Below are 17915 nucleotides of genomic sequence, written 5' to 3' on the forward strand. Positions count from 1 at the left end.
CGGAGCCATGACCCCGGCACGGATCCGCTTGTTCTGGAAGGAGAAGCCCGTGGTCCCTCAACCGCCTCCGCCTCCGCCGCCTCCCCCGCCCCCCGGGCCCCTGCCCACCCCGCCCCCGCCCGGCGGCTGACGCACAACGCACCAGGACCGTCCCGCTGTCGCGCCGTGCGGCGGCGGGCTCCGGTGCCCGGGGGTGCCGGTGGGTTCAGGCCAGGTCCGGCTGTTGATCGGGCGGGGCAGCGGCCGGGCCGGTAGGACAGACCGGGCCACCGCCCCGGACGACGAGACAGAGAATCAGGAGGAGATGACCGTGTCCCGACCAGGCGTTGCGGGTCCGGAGGTCAGGGTGCTGGCCCTGGAAGGCTTCCGGCTGCTCGTACGTTCCGGGGTTTCCGGCGCGGCGGACGCGGTGGTGGCGATGCTCACGCCGCCGTGCGCCGACGAGACTCCTGCGGTGGGAGCTCAGGACTGGACGCTGGAGATCCTCCATGGCCCGGCCGCTGCCCCGTACGACGACACCGGAGATCTCGTCGTGTGTCTGCCGTACTCCGGGCGCCGTCTCGCCGTCCGGGACACCGCGGGCGCGGTGCTGCGGCTGACGGCCTGCTACCGGCCCGGCGCCCCTGCCGCCGGGATCGAGGTCGATGTCCGTGCCCGCACGACCCGGCTGCTGGTGGCCGAGGGGGACGGGGTGGGGGTGCGGTGGGCGGACTGGCTGGCCCGGGTGTTCTTCGCCTCCCGGCTGCTCGCCGCAGGGTGGCGGATGCTGCACGCCTCCGCCGTCGAACTTGAGGGCCGCGCGCTGGTGTTCCTCGCCGCCAGCGGCGGGGGGAAGTCGACGCTGGCGCATAGGGCGGTGCGCGAGGTCGGGGCCCGGCTTCTCGCCGACGACCTCGTCCTGGTCCGCCCCGGGCGGCCGGTGATCGGCTGGCCCACCCGCATTGCCCTCCCCGCCGATCTGGACGGCGTCGCCCCGGATACCGGACGGCGCGAGCACCGCATCATGAACGGCTGGAACAGGCAGCGGGTGCTGTTCACCCCGGCCGAGCACCGCCAAGTTCTCGGCGTCCGCAGCACGGGACCGACTCCCTGCGGTGTGCTCATTGTGGTGGAGAACCCCGGCGACGACGCGCCGGTGACCGCTGGCCCGGCCGCGCCGGAGACGGTGAAGGAGGCGTTGCGCCGCGCTGCGGCGGTGACCCGCCAGCAGGTGTATGTGAGTGATCCGATCGGGCTGATGGGCGGTCCGCGCCTCGCGGACCACGCCGTCACCCCGCCGCCGGAGGAGGACCTGGCCGAGGGCCGGCCGGTGGCCCGGCTGGCGGTGCCCGCCCGTGTGCTGCCGACGGCCCAGGTCTGGGACGTGCTGGCCCCCGTCATCCCGGCGATCGGGGACCGGCGATGAACCGGCACCGGCCGACCACCGGACCACCCAGCACCGAGACCGACTGGTGGGAGCTCGTGAGCGCGGGCCGCGCGCTGACCGTGCACACCGGACCGGTGCCCGCCGGGGTCTGGGACCGGGTGCTGCCGCACCTCCCCGGCGTCACCGGACCCCCATGGCCTTACCCGGACGCGGACGGTTCGCGCCCGGTGGCACATGTGCCTGACGGGGCCGGAGTGGGTGACGTGCGGCGGCTGCTGAACGCCCATCTCCACCTCCTCCACCTGGCCGCCGGGTGTCTGGCCCTGCACGCCGTGGCCGTCGAACGCGACGGAGTCGCGGTGCTGCTGCTCGGCCCGCACGGCGCGGGTAAGTCCCTGACCGCACTCGCCCTCGCCGAACGCGGCTGGCGGATCCTCGCCGGGGACGTCACCCTCCTCGACACCCCGTTCCCCGACAGCACCACCGGGTACCGGCTGGTGGGCGGGACGAGCGCGTTCATCGTCCGCCCCGGCGCCGTACACCGCTGGCTCCCCGGGCTCCCGCTGCCTGCAGACCCCGGCGACCGGATCGACCTGGCCGGCCACCCCGGCCTCCTCGACCGTGCGCCTGGCGGGCCGGTGCCGTTCACCGCCGCTGTGACGGTGGACGTCGACGGCGACCCCCGGACGGGCGACGCCCCGGAACTCCTGGACGCGCACACCGCGGTGTCGGTGTGGTGGCGGGCCAGTTCCCACCTCCTCGACCGGGTCCTCGACCACGGCGACCTCGTCCTGCGGACCCTGGAAACCGAACCCCTCGCCCACCACCGGCTCCTCATGGTCCGCGCCCTCGCCGACCAGGTGCCGCTCCACACGGCACGCGGCACACCCCAGCACCTGGCCGACCGGATCGACCACCTGACCCGCACCCACGCTGGAGGAACACCATGACAACCGAGCCGCCCGCCCGGTCCCGGTACAGCGGTGCCCGGGTCCATCTCGCGCATGGCCGCGCCCACCTCCGGCCACGGTTCGCGGAGCGGCTCCCGGACGGCTGGGCGCGGGGCGAGTTCAGTGTGCTGAGCCCGGGGACCGAGCGCCGTCACCTCGCCGGGCCCGGCCGGGACGCCGGATACATGAACGCCGGCCGGGCACCGGGAGATGGCGGCGGGCCGGAGGTGTGGGTGCTGGGCCCGGTCCCGCACGGCACGGTCTTCGACCCGGCCGCCCCCGGCGTGCTCACCGCGCCCGGCACGGTGCCGGTCACCGCTCTCGGCGTCGCCCGCTTCCAGCACATCGCCCGCCTCGGCCTCGACCGCCTCCCCCCGGCCGCAGACCTCGACCTATCGGTAGTGATCGGCTCGGGGCCCGTCGCGCTCGGCTGCGTCCTGGAACTCCACCGTCGCGGTGCCGACCGGATCACCGTCGTCACCGGCCGCCGCTACCCGCCCATCGGCCGCGCCCCGTACGTCACCCTCACCGAACCGGAGGCGGCTCGGCCCGCCGGGCTGGTGATCGACACCACCGGGGACGTCCACCGGGCGGTCGCGCTGACGGCGCCCGGCGGTGTTCTCGGCCTGCTCGGCACCCCCGGTCCCGACGCGGTCCTGCCCGCGCGGGACGTGCACCGCAGCGGGGTGACGGTTGTCGGGATGCACGAACTCGTCCCCGTCCCGCCGGGGGCGTACGAGGCGGCGTTCACCGGATGCGCCGAGTGGATCAGCGCCATGGTGGACCCGGGCCTGCTGGCCGCGTGGTGCCGGATCGTGCCCGGCGAGAAGGCCCCCGAGGTCTACGCCCTGCTCAACGCGCCCGGCCGGCCCGCCGATCCGGTCATCCTGTTCGACTGGAGGACCCGGTGACGGTGCCGCCGGTCGGGCTCTACAGCATCGGCGTCCGCAGCCTGGACGTCCCCGCCCTCCTGAACTGGGCCCGGGAGTCCGGGGCCGGGTTCGTGCACCTGCGCGGCGGCCCGCGCGGCTACGACCTCGCCCACCGCCCGGCCTCCGTGCTGGACAACTGGGCGCGGGCCGCGGCCGAGACGGTGCCGGTGACCGGGGTGACCGCGGATCTTGACCTCGCTGACCTCCTCCACCCCGACCCGGCCGTCCGGAACCCCGCTCGCGGGGAACTGGCCCGGCTGGCGGACGCCGCCGTCCGACTCGGCGCCGGCTGGGTCCGCCTTCTCGCCGCCCGCCCGCCGACCACCCCCGAAGCATGGGCGGACCGCGTGCTGCCAGCGGTCGCGGTGCCGCTGCTCGCCGAACTCCACCACCGAGCCTGGCTCACCCCCGCCCCGTATGCCGCCCTCCGGCCGCTGCTCGACGGCGGGCTCGGGCTGCTGGCCGACACCGCCCAGCTCGCCCCCGCCCTCCCGAACGCAACAGGGGAAGCCGTGCTCGCGCGGGTGTTCGGCGCGGTGCGGGTGCTGCACCTGTCCGACCCCGGCACCGGCCTCGACGGCCCCGGGCCAAGGGCCGTCGCCGCGCGGACCCTCGGCCGGATCCGGGCCGGGCGGACAGTCGAGACCGCTTTCGAGTGGACCGGCACCCCCCGCACCCCGGCCGAATGCCTGGCCCGATACCGGCAGGCCGCCACCTGGTGGACCCATCTCGCCACGACCACCCCGCCCGCGGGCCTAGGGTGTTCGTCCCCCAGTCCGCAACCTTGAGGAGCCCTCTGTGCCCACCCCGACTCCGACCCCGCCGGCCCAGGCCGGCGCCCTGGATCCGGCCCAAGGACTCGGCGCGCTGCTGGAGCACGCCTACGGCCTCGGCGAGGTCCGCCTCACCCGCCTTCCGGCCGGGCAGAACACCATCAACTACCGCGCCACCCGCGGCGGCGAGACCCTGTTCGTGAAGCACTACCTGCCTGGGACGGACCTGGCGGCGGAGCGGGCGGCGATCGGCCAGAGCCGCCTCGCGGGGGAGCACGGCGTGCCCGTCGCCGTCCCGCGACCCACCCGGACGGGCGACATGATCGCCACCAGCGGGGACCTCGCCGTCTCGGTCTGGGAGTGGGTGCCCGGCCGCAGCGTCGACGGGGGGCTCGCCCCCGGGCAGCAGGAGGCCGCCGGCCGCGCCCTGGGTCTTGTCCACGCCGCCTTCGCCGACCACCCGGCCGCGACGGTCGGTGAATCGCGGCGGCTGGCGAAGTGGCGGACAGCCGACCCGGCGGCGAAGCTCACTGCTGCGGTCGACCAGCTCCTCAACCTCATCGTCGACCGCCCCGCCCCGGACGGGTTCGACGAAGAGGCGGTGCGGACCCTGACCGAGCGCCGCGCCGCCCTCAAGCGCTTGCCGGAGCTGATCGCGGACCTTCCTGACGGGCTGACCACCCAGGTCCTGCACGGCGATTACTCGGCCGTCAACATCCTGTTCGAGGACGACGTCCTCACGGGAGTTCTCGACTTCCTTCCGCCCGCACCGGAGTTGGTCGCGTACGAGCTGGGGAGGATCGCGTTCGACCCGCGGACGGTCGTCCACGACTCCGACTGGATCAGCGCCGGCGTCCGCCTCGTCCACGCTTACCAGGCCACCAACCCCCACCACACAGCCGCGGACGTGACCGGCTGCGCGCGGGTCGCGCTGATCCAGCTCGTCACCAGCCTGTACGGGGTGAAGGAGCACTACCTCAAGCCCGGCCTCCTTCAGGACGACCTGGACCGGTTCTGGCTGCTGCGGCATACGGCGGCCACCCGGCTCCTGGACGCTCTGCCCGACGTCGAGCGCGCCCTCGCCGAAGCCGCCGGGTCCTGGTAGCCGCACGGCGCCCGCCCCGGGGCGGGCGCCCCCTCCCCTTCCCTTCTGCGTCTGGAGTGATCCCGATGGGTGTGACCAGTACAGCGGCTACGAGCGAGCAGCCCGACGACCGGTGGAGCACCGTACGCTTCCCCCTGTCCTGGGAGGAGACGCGCGCCGCGGTGACCGCGTTCGCCCGCGCGCACGGGCTCACCACCGACCCGGCCGGAACGCGCGCCCTGTGCCTGCGGACGGCGGCGGGGGAGGCTGCGGTGAGCGTCCGCTGGAAACCCGCCATCTCCGCTTGGCAGACCACCACCAGGCAGTCGCAGCAGTCCGATGCCGGGGCGGAGGTCCTGATCGAGCCCCGCCCGGGCGGCCGGTTACCGGCCGAGGCACTGCACCAGCACCTCACCGACCGTCACGCCCTGCCCTACACCCCGGCCGAACTCGACGCGATCCGGTCCGGGATGCCGCTCCTCGACCACTACAGCACCCCGGATCCGCCCTTCTCCGGCTGGGCGATGATCTTCCGCGACCACTACCTGGAGCACTCCGTCGGCTTCGTGACGGCGATGGAACGCGCCGGCATCCCGGCCCGCTGGATCCTCGCCCTCGACAAGGGCGACCGCACCCTCGGCCGTACCCGCGTGCACGCCACCTTCCGAGCGTGCGGCTACACCTCCGCCCTCCTCGACAACGCCCACGTCAACGACCCGGCCGCCCACACCCGGGAACTCGCCTCAGCGGGAGAGGCGGTCGACGGGTTCATCGACGCCGCGCACCAGGCGGGGCGCCGGGTCCTCGTCGTCGACGACGGCGGGCTGCTGGCCCGCGGCTACGGCACCCGCACCGCGCGCCACCGGGTCGACGCCGCGCTGGAGCTCACGGTCAGCGGCCTCAAACGCATCGCCGCCGCCCCGCCGCTCGCCGTCCCCGTCCTCAACCTCGCCCGCTCCCAGGTGAAGACCAGGCTCGGGTACCGGGAGATCGCCGACTCCTGCCTGCGCCGCCTGCGCACGATCCTCCCGGAGCGCAAGCTCATCGGCCGCCCGATCCTTCTCCTCGGCTACGGCACGCTCGGCTCCCGCCTCGCCGCACAGCTGCACGTCCTGGGGTGCCGGGTCACGGTCGTGGACACCGACCTGCCCACCCTGATCGGCGCCGCCGAGGACGGCTTCGCCACCTGCCGCACCCTCACCGACGCCCTCCTGGCCACCACCCCCACCGTGATCATCGGCACCACCGGCGAACAGGCCCTCGCCGCAGACGACGTCCCCCTCCTGCCCGACGGCGTCCTCCTCGCCCCGTTCGCCACCGCCGACTTCTCCCACCTCACCCAACACCCGCGGTACGACCGCACGGTCATCCCCGGGACCGGGGTCCGCTTCACCCTCCCCGGCGCCCGCGCCGTCACGCTCCTCGGCGACGGGCGCTCCCTGAACCTCTTCGAGGCCGACTCCATCCCTAACGGCGGCTACGACGCCTACCGCGCCGCCACACTTCTGGCCGCCCACGCCCTGTGCACCACGAAGACGCCCCCGCCGCCGGGCGTGCACACCGCCTGGGCCGACACCGCCATCACCAACGCGGGTCTGTGGGAGGCGTATTACCGGCTCCACTGCACCAGCCACCCCATGCCCGTCTCCGTGCCGCCGGCCGGTCCCGCGCCCCGGACCGCAGCCGGCCCGCCGCCGCGGCGGGCGGCGGTCGTCGGCTACGGCACCGCCGGACGCCTCCACACCCACGTCTTCGCCCAGCTCGGCGCCACCCTCGCCGTCATCGACCCCAAGCACCAGGACCTCCCCGCCGCCTGGCGCACCTTCCCCACCGAGGTCGCCGCCCTCCCGCCCGGGATCGCGGCCGGCATCGACCTGTGGACCGTGTGCTGCCCCACCGCCGACCACCTCCCCGTCCTGCGCGCGATCCTCGCCCACCAGCCGGCCGCCCGCGTGCTGCTGGAGAAGCCGGCCTGCCAGGGCCACGAGATCACCGCCTTCCTCCAACTCCTCGACCAGCACCCCGACGCCCGGGTCGTGGTCAACGACCAGTACCGCCACACCACCACCCTCCCCGCCCTCCGCCGCGCCCTCGACCCGACCGCCCCGATCACCGGCATCGAGATCGTCTTCACCAAGGACCGCCGCCCCGACCACGCCCGCGGACGCTTCACCGACCCCCACTACGGCGTCCTCGGATACGAGTGGCTCCACATGCTCGCCGTCCTGCGCGAAACCCTCCCCGAACACCTCTGGAACACCTACCTCGCCACCGACCCCGTCACCAACAGCCGCCTCGAACCCGTCTACCACCCCGGTCTGTTCGTCGCCGCCCTCACCGAACACACCACCCTCACCCCACCCGGCCGGTCTCCGATCCGGCTCACCCTCACCTCCTCCATCCTCGGCCCCACCGACCAGCCCACCGGACCCGAACCTGATCCGTCCCCCGGTGGGCCGTGGGCACGGGGGCTGCGCCTGGGCGACGACCGGCACCGGCACCTCACCATCCACACCACGACGGGCCGTGCCGCGCTCCATCTCGACCCCGTCACCACTCCCGGAGGCTGGCAGCTGGAGCGCAACCACCACCGCCTCACCACCCACACCCCCGCCGGCCGCCTCCTCGACGACCAGGTCCTCTACGACTCCCCGCTGGAGACCTCCCTCCAGCACGGCGCCACCACCCTGCTCAACACCGGCCCGCTCCCGCCGCCCGATCTCACACCTCTGCGGCGGATCGCCCGGATCGCCGGCCACCTCCGCACCCGCACCCCGCACCGGCCCCCCGACCACCGAGACGGAACCGGAGACCGCCCGTGAACACCCTCACCCTCACCCTCACCACCGGCGGACACCACACGACCATCAACACCGACACCGCCCACGTCACCGACTGGGCCCGCGCCTACTTCAGCCCTCACTGGCCCGAAGCCACGGCGACCGCCGCCGCCACGGCGGCCGGGCCGCAGGTCACCGCACTCCACGACGGACCGCCCCTCGACCACGACCGGCCCCACACCCACCGCGCCGTCTTCGCCCGCGACCACCTCGCCTACACCCCCCACCCCGACGGCACCGTCACCGCTCGCAACCTCACCCACCCCACCCTCACCTACCGCTACACCCCCACCCCCCAGCACCTGGAGATCACCCACACCGGCCCGCCCCACCCTGGACACCACCATCCCTGCAACCTCGCGGTCGCCACCACCCGCTTCACCCGCCATCTCCTCCACGCCCGGCTTGTCAACGACGGATGGACCCTCCTCCACGCCGCCGCCGCCGAACTCCCTACCGGACACGCCGTTCTCGCCCTCGGCGGACCCGGCGCAGGCAAAACCACCACGGCCCTCACCCTCGCCACCACCGGCGCCACCCTCCTCGCCACCGACTGCTGCTACGCCCGCCCCAACCCGGACGGCAGGCTCGACCTCCTGCCCTGGCCCTCCGCCGCCACCATCGGCCTCGGCCTCCTCAACGCCCTCGGCTGGACCCCCACCGTCCGAGCCCACCTCAACGCCGGGGAACCGCCCCACCCCACCCAGCATCCGGCCGTCACCCACGCCCTCACCACCGACAGGGACCCGGGCCCGCTGTTCACCTCCAGCGGCCGCGAACGCAAGGCCCAGCTCTGGCCCCACCAGCTCCAGAACTGGTTCCACCTCCCCCATGCCCTCCAGGCCACCGCCGACCGGATCCTCCAGACCCGCATCAACCGGCCCGCCGGCACACCGGCCATCAGCCCGCCCGGGCCTATCGGACCTGCCGTCTTCACCACCGGGCCCAACCGGTATCCCGACGTCCTCGGCATCACCCGACACCCGGCGACCAACCACCAACAGCGCGTACTGCAACACCTCCTCGCGCTGCCCCACCACGAACTCACCCTCGGCCACGACCACGACTCCAACGCCCACCTCATCCACCAAGCGAGCACACCGTGCTCCTCGCCCGGGTAAGAGTCAGCTCCGCGGAACGGCTTGCCCCGCAGGAGAAGCACGCCCGGCCAGCCACCAAGACACTGATCGTCAGCCTGCTGTCTTCCGGACCCACCTCCACGGAACTGCGCGGCCTCGCCGAACGCAGCGGCGTAGTTCACTGGTCTGGAGATACCCGACCCGCCCCTCAGGGCTGGTTGTTCAGGGGGCTTCGGGGTGGAGGAAGCCCCTGATCTGGGCCGCAAGGGCAGGGAGGTCGAGGGCCTGGAAATCGGTGGTGTCGACCGTGAAAATCGGTCCGGGCAGGTCCAGGGGCTCGTAGCGGCCGGCCAACAGCTCGTCGCGGAACTCGTCGGCGTTCTGGCCGTCGCAGTGACCGGGGTGCCGTTCGGTGGAGGCGGAGCGGGCGGCAACGCGGGCCAGTAGTAGGGGGCCGTCGACGACACACTGAACCTGGACCACGGCGCAGCCGGTCTGTTCGATGAGGTGGCGGAAGTCCGGCGTCGAGCGGCTGCGGCGGAAGTTGGACTCGGCAAGGCAATCCGAGCCAGCAGTCAGCGCATCTTCCAGAAGGGCGAACAGTACGTTCGCAGAGGCGGCCCCGAGCTCTCTGGAGCGCTGCCGGTCGGACCAGCCCAAGCTGTCGAAGAGGGCCTCCTTGATGGCGTCGCGGCTGTAGAGGGGAAGGGTCAGTAGCGCGGCAAGCTTGGTGGCGAGGGTGGACTTCCCGGCGCCGGGGGGTCCGGACACGATGACGACGACAGGCTGGCGGGTGGGCACAGGATGGCCTTCCGGGACGGGTGAGCGTGCGGTCGACCAGCGGCTGCGCTGAGTCGACCGCCGCTGAACTCGTGGAAACCTAGCGTCTGGTGCAGGAGTGACGCCCGAAGTCGATCGTGCCACCTGATGAGACCGATGGCAGTGCGGGAGTCGGTTCCACTGCCGCTGGAGAACGCAGCAGGCCGCCACCGAGCAGCGGTGCTCGGTGGCAGCCCGAGAGTGGGACCGATGAGGTGCAAACTCATCCGGTGCTCCCCTGCTGGCTCTTCTTCCCTTGCGCTCCAAGGGAGCCAGGATCAGTGGATCGAGGTCATCAGGTGCTTCTCGAAGACCTTCTTCATACTGTCCTGCTCCGTCGGGAGCTTCTCCAGGTAGCCAGCGACAATGGCGCTAACGATCTCAAAGGGCTTGGCGTTTATCCCGGCAAGCGAATCAATCAGGTTGAGCATGCGAGTAAACCGCTCGTTCACGGGCGTACGCAGAAGGCTCTTGGCCCTGTACTTGGGCAATGCCGCAGTCTGCGGGTCGCTGAGCACGTACCTACGGTACTTGAGGGCGCCCTGCGCCAATTGCCACACGTAGTCGCGCTCGTCTTCCATCTCCTGGCGATCGGTGCCCGAGGGGTTAAGCGGAGCAAGAGCGGGCTCCAGCGCCGCATCCACGTAGTGCGCGAGCGTCAGCTTCGGCTCGTGACCGGAGATGGTCTTCAGCAGCGCCTTGTCCGAAACGACTTGGAGACCTGCATCGTCGGCGGTGAGCCCGTACAGATGGATGTTGCGGTCGCCGAAGGGCTCCATCTTCGTCTGCGCGGCAGAGTAGACGGTAAGCAGCGCCGCGTAGCCCGGTGCCCGCTCGGCCATCTCCAGCATGGCCGCGGTGGGGCCGCTCGGCTGCAGTTCAGGGTTGAACGGTTCGCGGACCCGTCGTCGGCCAGGACGGCGGACTTGCAGGCTCCCACCGGTAGACCCGCCGTAGACCTCCGTGGCGGTTGCGTGCCCACCACGGGTGCCGTCCGAGAAGCGCGTCGGGGCCAGTGCTGAGCCCGGTACCGTTGCCCCACCGACCTGACCAGCCAAGCGCTGGACCTGGTTGTCCACGGAGGCAGGCTGCACAGGATCTCCCAACAGCACGTCGGGGTGCTTGGGCAGCGGCTCCGAGGATCCCTCAATCGCGGCGGTCGGCTCGGGCTCGGCACGCTCCTCCTGCCGCGGGGCGCCCTCGATCACGGGCTGGTGCTGGGGTGCTGCGGGCGCGGTCGCCCTCTCGGGGACGTCGACGGCAGCCGGCTCTTGAGGAGCCTGTACTTTCTCCGGCTGCTGCGGGATCCCGGCCTCTCCCAAGACGGCGACAGGGGCAGCCGGTTCGGCTACTTCAGGCTCAGCTACCACCGGGAGAAGCTGCTCCTTCTCGACCTGCTGAGGCAGAGCAGGAGCGGGGGTCGCGGTGTCCTTCTTGGAAGGCTCGAACTTCGGCGGACCGTAGTCGTCGTCATCGTCGTCATCGTCGCCGCCATCGAAGTCCAGGTCGGGAACGATGAGGTGCTTGTTCGGAGTGGCGGCCTTCTTCGAGGGGCCAGTGGTCTCCTTCTCCTGCTTGGACCCGCCGGTCACAGCCTTCTGGTTGGCCCTTCGCGCAGTGCTGCTCATGCGGATGCCTCCTCCATCTTCGACGCCTGACGCTGGTTTTCCGCTGCCTTCAGCTCGTTATTGCGGGCCCGTACACGCGCAATCATCTGAACAGCCACGGTGCCGTAGTCGCCCGCGAGCTTCACGGCCATCTCCGGGTCAATGAGACGCCCCTTCTCATCGCGTGGACGCGGGACCTGTTGTTCCGTCTCATGATGGACAAGGGTTCCCGTGGCCGCGCGAGCCATCTCGCGCGCAGGGCGACCTTGGTTACGGCACTGGGTGGCGAGACCCTCGGCCCTGCGGATGTGCTCGCTCAGCATCAAATCGGGGTCCATATTGGCCTTGCTGAGCTGGTTGAGGATCTTCTCCCGGACGAGCTCCAGCTTCGATGTCTGCTTGTCGTGAACCTTGGGGAAGCCCAGGAAGGCGATGGCGGCGAGAGCAGCCTCGGGGTTGAGCAGCTTGTTGATCATGCGAATGAGACGGGCGAGGGCGGAAAGGCCGTCCAGTGTTCCGTTGTCGTCGTCCATGATCGGCGCAACGAGATGGGTTGTGGTGGCCAGGCCGAGCTTCTGGATCTCCTTGTCGCCAGGCGAGAAGTCGAGGACGATCCACCGGTAGTGGTGCGAGATCTGTGCAAGCAGCAGTGCGAGCAGCAGGAAGGCGCTCTTACCGTGCGCCGAGTGCAGTCGGTTTACGTGCCGGTTCAGGTCACCGATCTTCGGCCCGCCGATGGTCGTGTCCAGGTACGGGCGGACGTTCTTGACGACAGTAAACGGCCCGTCGGCGACGATCGACTGGACGAACCGGGCACCACTGTCGTCGAATTCGCCGCCTTGCAGGCCGTACTCGCGGCGACCGTTACCGTTGGCGTCGAGCTCTGCATAGAGAACCGGCTTGGCGGACTTGCCGTTCCTTGCTCGTTTCTCCTGCTCTTCGGCGAGCATGTAGGCGATGTTCGACGAGAGCGTGGTCTTACCCTGGCCACCCTTGCCGATAGTGACCCCTATGACGTTGCGCAGATGGGGTCGGAGCTTTTCAACGAGTTCACGAATCTCGTCATCTGTCGTGTCGTCATCGAAACCGGCGATCTCGGGAAGTCGATCGCTGAGGTCCGCGAATTCGAAGAGTTCCAAGACGTCTCCGCAGTCTTAGGGGCGGTCGGATGCATGTGCTGGACCTGCCTCAGAGGGTTCCCCCCTCCGGCAGGGGAGACGTCCCCTGCACGACAGATCGCACCTCAGCCAGGCTGATCTCGGCGTGAGACTACACGACTCCCGAGCGGCTGGCTGGGATGACACATGAAGTCAGTTGTCAGTGTGACGTGCTCCTTTCAGATCCCCCTTCCAGCTCTCTACTGCCGATGACACCCTCACCAACCATCCATTCCGGCGATCACTTCTCGTAACTGAGTGTTCCCCTAATCGCCAGTCAGCAAGGGATGAGCCCTGCACAGATACTCCCCCCGGCGCCCTACCCGTCGAGCGCCCCAGAGCGACTCCGTCAGCATCCTCGCTTCGCTCCACACGCGCCCCACCGAAGGGCTGAGTTCTGGGGTGAGTAGGTGAGTGAGGTATGTGATTTTGTGAAAACCGCAGGTCAGGGGGCTTGCGTTGCAATTTCGTTACCTTTAGAGAGTGTCATGCCGAGACGTCGAAGCGAGACGCTACGTCTCATTTCAGGATCCTAGACACCCCGGCCGGCCAGCAGCCCGTCAGCACAACCAGCTCGCTCCACGGGCAGCACGCCATCAAGACCAAATGCCAGGTCGCAGGTATGCAGCAGACAATGATGGGGGCCGCAGAATTCCGGGACAGGCATTCCAGGAAATGCACAGTCACCGACACCGCGCGCGTTCCCGGCAGGTACGAAGCGTCACTTCGCCCCGCCAACGTTGCTCCGACACGGTAGTTACCAATCTGAATGTGCTGCGTTGCAGGACGGCTGGCCCGGCTGCTCGCCGGCCCGATCTCCTCAGGCGGCCCGCCTTCAACCGGACACTTACGCGGCCTACCCGCCCATGGCTCCTGTCAGCCAGCTGGCTGCGCATGGGGAGATGCCTCTCAGCATGCGCCCGCAGACGGTCAGGTGAACTGCGCACCTATACACGGTCCTTGATGGGGGGGCAGCCATCAAGGTCACCACTTCGTCACTGCTTCCGCCTCGGCGAGGGACTGGAGCGCTCGCGCGTCGGCGGACGGGGGCATCGAGGCCAGGATGGACTGAGTCCGGAGGTCTCTGACGATCAGTCGCAGGTGGGTGAGCACGCTCGCTTGCGCCAGGGAGTCCGAGTCGTTGCCATCGAGGTACCACTGAAGGTCGTCCCACCACTCATCCAAGTCCTCGACCTCGATGAAGGCAGGACGGTGGGAAAGGAGGTTCAACGCGACCTCGCGCACGCGGGCGTGGCCCGACACAACCTCTTCCCTTTCCTTCGCCTCTTGCTGCTCTCGTTCCTTTGCGATCCGGGGAGTTCGTACTTCCCATCCGGAGGCAATCGCCAGGCGCAGGCGCTCTCGCCGGAGCGCTGGGCCGCCGCGCGACTCCAGGCCCATCGCCTTCGCCACGGTCTGCCCCGTGATCTTGGCGCGGGTGCAAGCGTCGAGAACGGCGGCCTCCTGGACGTCTAGCAGCTGGCGCATTCGTCGGATGAGCAGGACACGGTCGAGGGCGTGCTCCTGAAGCGCTACCCGGGCTGCGGTGAGCCGTTCCTCTTCTTTCTCGGTGCGCTTCCGCAGCGCCTCCAGCCGCTCGACCGGCTTCTCCAGGAGTGACTCGTGTTCCCGGACGTAGACCAGTACCCCGTACACGTCTTCGGGCGCGGGGAAGAGCTCCAGGTCTCCGTCGCCGGCCTCGGCGAGCCGCTTCCGTATCCGCCTCACGATCGGTGTGGTGTCTCGGTCTACAAGAGGTGCTGCACTTCCCTTGGGCATACCCAGCACTCTGCCAGATCTGTCTTCATAGTAATGACAATGCCCTCAGGGGCATGGATCGAGGGTTCAGCGGCCGTCAGACCGCACCGAAGATTTCAGTACCGCACGGATGATTTCAGTGAGGTGCCCGAGTGGGCATCAGTGCTGGTCAGCGCGTCGGAGACTCCCGCGCGCCGCCGACCACTTGAGCGTTCGGCGCACCGCCCGTGACCCACGGCACGGCACGAAAGATTTCAGTGCCCAGGTCAGGGCCCTGTCCACTGAAATCTTTGGTACGGTCCGACATCTCCAGCGGCTGTGCCAGCCCGCCGGGGCCCAGACAGGCGGAGGCCGACCGCCGGCACGGCACGGCCCCCGCAAGCAGACGCCCCCGTCGACCGATTCCTGAGTTCTAGTGATCGTCGCAACACCCCAGCTCAGGGGATGCAATGACGTTCGAGATCCGACCCAGCAAGCAGCACCCAGGGGTCGTCAAACTCCACCGCGAACGGGCGGAATACTTCCGCCTCATGAAGCTCGGCTACGGCAACCTGGAGGCGTCCCGCCTCGTCGGCATCAACCCTCGGACCGGCCGAGAGTGGAGGAACGGCCGGCCAGAGGGACGGAAGAAGCGCCCTGTGGCACCCGCGCGCAACGTGCGGGTGCCACAGGGCGCTGCGCGTTTTCTCGGTGAGGACGACCGCATCCACATCGCCGATCGCATCCGCGAAGGCGCGGCGATCCGCACCATCGCGGCCGAGCTCGGCCGCAGCCCCTCCACCATCAGCCGGGAGATCAAGCGCAACCGCACGATGCTTCCGAGCGGCAGCAGCTACTACCGCCCGCACGCCGCGCACAGACGCGCCGAGGCACGCAGACCACGGCCAAAGGTCGGCAAGATCGGACAGAACCCTGAGCTGCGAGACTTCATACAGGACCACTTGGCGCTCCGCTGGAGCCCCGAGCAGATCTGCCATGCACTGCGCCGACGCTTCCCCGATAGACCGGAGATGCACGTGGTCCACGAGACGATCTACCAGGCCCTCTACGTCCAGGGCCGCGGCGAGCTACGCCGGGAACTGGTGAAGGCCCTGAGGACCGGACGGGCGATGCGCCGCTCGCACGCCCACTCCTACAAGCGCCAGGGCCGACCGATCAAGAACATGCTCATGATCAGTGATCGCCCAGCAGAAGCCGCCGACCGCGCTGTCCCGGGGCACTGGGAAGGTGATCTCATCATCGGCAAGGACCACAAGTCGGCGATCGGCACACTCGTCGAGCGGACGACGCGCTACCTGATGCTGCTCCACCTGCCCACCGAACACACGGCTGCAAGCACACGGGACGCGCTCATCAACGCAGTCCGCGGCCTGCCGTCTCATTTGGTCCGCTCCCTCACCTGGGACCAGGGCTCCGAAATGGCGGCACACCACTCGTTCACCCTTGCCACCAACATCCCCGTCTACTTCTGCAACCCGGCCAGCCCCTGGCAGCGCGGCTCGAACGAGAACACCAATGGCCTGCTCCGCCAGTACTTCCCCAAGGGATCCGACCTGTCCCGCCACACCCGTGAACGGCTGGACACCGTCGCCGCAGAACTCAACAGCAGGCCACGCAAGACGCTCGGCTGGGAAACCCCAGCCGAGCGCCTGTCTAGACTGCTCGCTGCCTGACCACCCGCCTGGTGTTGCGACGATCACTGGAATTCGCCATTCGGTCGACGGGGGCGTGGTGGCGTTCGGTTGCCGCCGGGAACTTATCCGAGCAGCCAGAAGACGGATCCGGCCGTCGCGGCTCCTGTGGCGGTGCCGGCGAGGACCTGGCCGACCGTGTGGTCCTTGAGCTCCACCCTGGACCACCCCACCAGGGCAACGAGCCCGTAGGCGAGGAGGGCCCAGGGCCCGTACGCGAGGGCGAGCATGGCGACGCTGCCCGAGGCGACGGCCGCGTGGACGCTGATCTTGCGCTTCCAGGTGCGGCTCGACTCCTCCTGTTCTCCGCTGCCGGCGGTCACCGCGAGGAGTACCGCGAGCGTGGCGAGCATGGCCGCGATCAGCGCGATCATCGTGCGCGGGGCGCCGAAGGCGGCCATCAGGCCGATCCCGATAGCCACCGAGGAGAGGATGAAGATCATGACGGCGATGCGCTGCCGCTTCTGCCCGAGATGGCGGTCAGCCCAGCGTCCCCGGCGGATGCCGTACTTGATGAAGAGGACGGGGATGACGGCGGCGAAGAGGCATCCGAGGAGTCCCCATCCGATTCCGGTGACCCCGTCTGCGTGCCATCCGATCAGGAGGGTGTCGGCGATGATCCAGGTCTTCGGGTCCAGGCCGTCGGTGATGAGTCGAGCCGCCCGCGACTCGTGAGGGGCGTGGGTCACTTCTGTTCCTGACGGACGCTGGAGACAAGGGCGCTGTCGCTGTCGGGCGAGTAGAACGCCTCCGAGAGCCGGCCGAGGCGTGCGACCTCGGCGTCGAAGTCGGCGCCCGCGATCTCCTCGTCTTCGGCCTGCTGACTGGTGGGGGCCGCTTCGGTGACGGGTTCGGCGCCGCGGGCCTTGTTCTCCATCGCGGCCTTGAGCCAGAGGGCTTCGGCGGCCGCTTCCGGGTCACGGGCGACGCCGGTGCGCGCCGCCGCACCGGCCCGTTCCTTGAGGTCTTCGTCGGCGTAGGGGGCGAGCGCGAGCGCGGCGTCGCGGAGTTCGATGACCGTTCGGTGCAGGCGCACGCGGGGGCCGCGGGGGAGGGGGGCGTTGAGAACGATGTCCGGGGTCGCGGCGGTGAGGTCTCGCCACAGGGGCTGGAGGTCTCGGTGCGAGCGCCAGTCCTGGAGGGATCTGCGGGCGACGCCGAAGGCCGGCAGGCTGCTGCCGACGAGGATGAGGCCGATGGAGACGTACTTGCAGAGGTCGGTGACCGCGTCGGCCGCGGAGTCGCTGGAGCTGTCCGCGAGGCCGGTGAGGCGCAGGACCATGTAGGTCGCACGGGTGGCGGCGTACAGGACGCCGATCGCGGTGCCGATGCCCATGAGGCGGACTCCGACGCGGAGGGGCCGGGTGCTGGCGTGGCGGGCGCTGTCCCAGAAGAGCCAGGTTGCGACGGCCATCGCGTAGCCGAGGTAGACGATGAAGACCGCGTAGTACAGGGAGGCCCAGACGTTGCCGACGTTCTCCTCGTAGAACTCGATGACCCGGTGCTCCGGGACGAAGGCGAAGAGGACGCTCATGGTGGCCACGGCGGTCAGGCCGACCAGGTGCCGGGGGCGGATCCTGCGGTCGGTCTCGGGGCGGCTGATCGCGATCACGAAGTCGACGACGGCGCCGGCGGCGATGATGCCGAAGACGTGCTTGAGCAGGGTGGCGACGTTGGGGATGCCGCTGCGCGCGTTCACCCAGTCCATGACGTCGGGGTACCGGAAGGTCATGGACAGCGTGAGGCCCGCGATGGAGACCCACAGCGCTCTCTGTTTGACGGTCCGTATCGCCGAGGGGACACGCCAGAGGGTGACCGCCCAGAGCATGACCAGGACGGCGATTTCTATTCGTTTCACT

The 17915-nt window shown here is 70.2% G+C and carries 14 protein-coding genes; 8 read left to right on the forward strand and 6 right to left on the reverse strand.

The features are described from left to right. Nucleotides 1-304: 304 nt before the first annotated feature. The 7 genes from ABT354_RS19720 to ABT354_RS19750 all read left to right on the forward strand — a co-directional run bounded on the left by ABT354_RS19720 (nucleotide 305) and on the right by ABT354_RS19750 (nucleotide 9066). The gene (locus tag ABT354_RS19720; protein ID WP_351495426.1) at nucleotides 305-1405 is read left to right on the forward strand and encodes a hypothetical protein; all 1101 of its coding nucleotides are present in this window, start codon (nucleotides 305-307) and stop codon (nucleotides 1403-1405) included. After that, nucleotides 1402-2316, forward strand: a complete 915-nt coding sequence (locus ABT354_RS19725; protein WP_351495428.1) for a hypothetical protein — start codon at nucleotides 1402-1404, stop codon at nucleotides 2314-2316. Before ABT354_RS19720 ends, ABT354_RS19725 begins: the two co-directional genes overlap by 4 nt. Further along, nucleotides 2313-3227 carry a hypothetical protein gene (locus tag ABT354_RS19730; RefSeq protein WP_351495430.1) on the forward strand — a complete coding sequence of 305 codons (915 nt, stop codon included), beginning with the start codon at nucleotides 2313-2315 and terminating at the stop codon, nucleotides 3225-3227. The genes ABT354_RS19725 and ABT354_RS19730 overlap by 4 nt, the downstream gene beginning before the upstream one ends. Further along, complete coding sequence (locus ABT354_RS19735) at nucleotides 3224-4036, forward strand: IolE/MocC family protein (protein WP_351495432.1); 813 nt, start codon at nucleotides 3224-3226, stop codon at nucleotides 4034-4036. The genes ABT354_RS19730 and ABT354_RS19735 overlap by 4 nt, the downstream gene beginning before the upstream one ends. A 10-nt stretch (nucleotides 4037-4046) precedes the next feature. After that, nucleotides 4047-5126, forward strand: a complete 1080-nt coding sequence (locus ABT354_RS19740; protein ID WP_351495434.1) for a phosphotransferase enzyme family protein — start codon at nucleotides 4047-4049, stop codon at nucleotides 5124-5126. A 71-nt stretch (nucleotides 5127-5197) separates the two neighbouring features. After that, a complete protein-coding gene (locus ABT354_RS19745; protein ID WP_351495436.1) occupies nucleotides 5198-7927 on the forward strand; it encodes a Gfo/Idh/MocA family oxidoreductase in 2730 nt (909 codons plus the stop codon). Beyond that, complete coding sequence (locus ABT354_RS19750) at nucleotides 7924-9066, forward strand: hypothetical protein (protein ID WP_351495438.1); 1143 nt, start codon at nucleotides 7924-7926, stop codon at nucleotides 9064-9066. The genes ABT354_RS19745 and ABT354_RS19750 overlap by 4 nt, the downstream gene beginning before the upstream one ends. 180 nt (nucleotides 9067-9246) lie before the next feature. Here the strand turns inward: ABT354_RS19750 and ABT354_RS19755 are convergent, their stop codons facing one another. The 4 genes from ABT354_RS19755 to ABT354_RS19770 form a co-directional block, all read right to left on the reverse strand. Continuing rightward, the gene (locus ABT354_RS19755) at nucleotides 9247-9825 is read right to left on the reverse strand and encodes a P-loop nucleotide/nucleoside kinase family protein (protein ID WP_351495440.1); all 579 of its coding nucleotides are present in this window, start codon (nucleotides 9823-9825) and stop codon (nucleotides 9247-9249) included. 296 nt (nucleotides 9826-10121) lie between these two features. Next, nucleotides 10122-11471, reverse strand: coding sequence for a hypothetical protein (locus ABT354_RS19760; protein ID WP_351495442.1), 1350 nt, complete (start codon nucleotides 11469-11471; stop codon nucleotides 10122-10124). After that, nucleotides 11468-12589, reverse strand: coding sequence for a ParA family protein (locus tag ABT354_RS19765; protein WP_351495444.1), 1122 nt, complete (start codon nucleotides 12587-12589; stop codon nucleotides 11468-11470). Before ABT354_RS19765 ends, ABT354_RS19760 begins: the two co-directional genes overlap by 4 nt. A 1002-nt stretch (nucleotides 12590-13591) precedes the next feature. Then, nucleotides 13592-14386, reverse strand: coding sequence for a hypothetical protein (locus tag ABT354_RS19770; RefSeq protein ID WP_351495446.1), 795 nt, complete (start codon nucleotides 14384-14386; stop codon nucleotides 13592-13594). Nucleotides 14387-14814: 428 nt separating this feature from the next. Here ABT354_RS19770 and ABT354_RS19775 point away from each other — a divergent pair, with 428 nt between their 5' ends. After that, complete coding sequence (locus tag ABT354_RS19775) at nucleotides 14815-16038, forward strand: IS30 family transposase (protein WP_502983454.1); 1224 nt, start codon at nucleotides 14815-14817, stop codon at nucleotides 16036-16038. 83 nt (nucleotides 16039-16121) lie between these two features. Here the strand turns inward: ABT354_RS19775 and ABT354_RS19780 are convergent, their stop codons facing one another. Continuing rightward, nucleotides 16122-16745 carry a phosphatase PAP2 family protein gene (locus tag ABT354_RS19780; RefSeq protein WP_351495448.1) on the reverse strand — a complete coding sequence of 208 codons (624 nt, stop codon included), beginning with the start codon at nucleotides 16743-16745 and terminating at the stop codon, nucleotides 16122-16124. Next, a complete protein-coding gene (locus ABT354_RS19785) occupies nucleotides 16742-17914 on the reverse strand; it encodes an MAB_1171c family putative transporter (RefSeq protein ID WP_351495450.1) in 1173 nt (390 codons plus the stop codon). Before ABT354_RS19785 ends, ABT354_RS19780 begins: the two co-directional genes overlap by 4 nt. Nucleotide 17915: the final 1 nt, after the last annotated feature.

The organism is Streptomyces sp. NPDC000594 (assembly GCF_040299965.1).
In the GTDB taxonomy this organism is placed as follows: Bacteria; Actinomycetota; Actinomycetes; order Streptomycetales; family Streptomycetaceae; genus Streptomyces.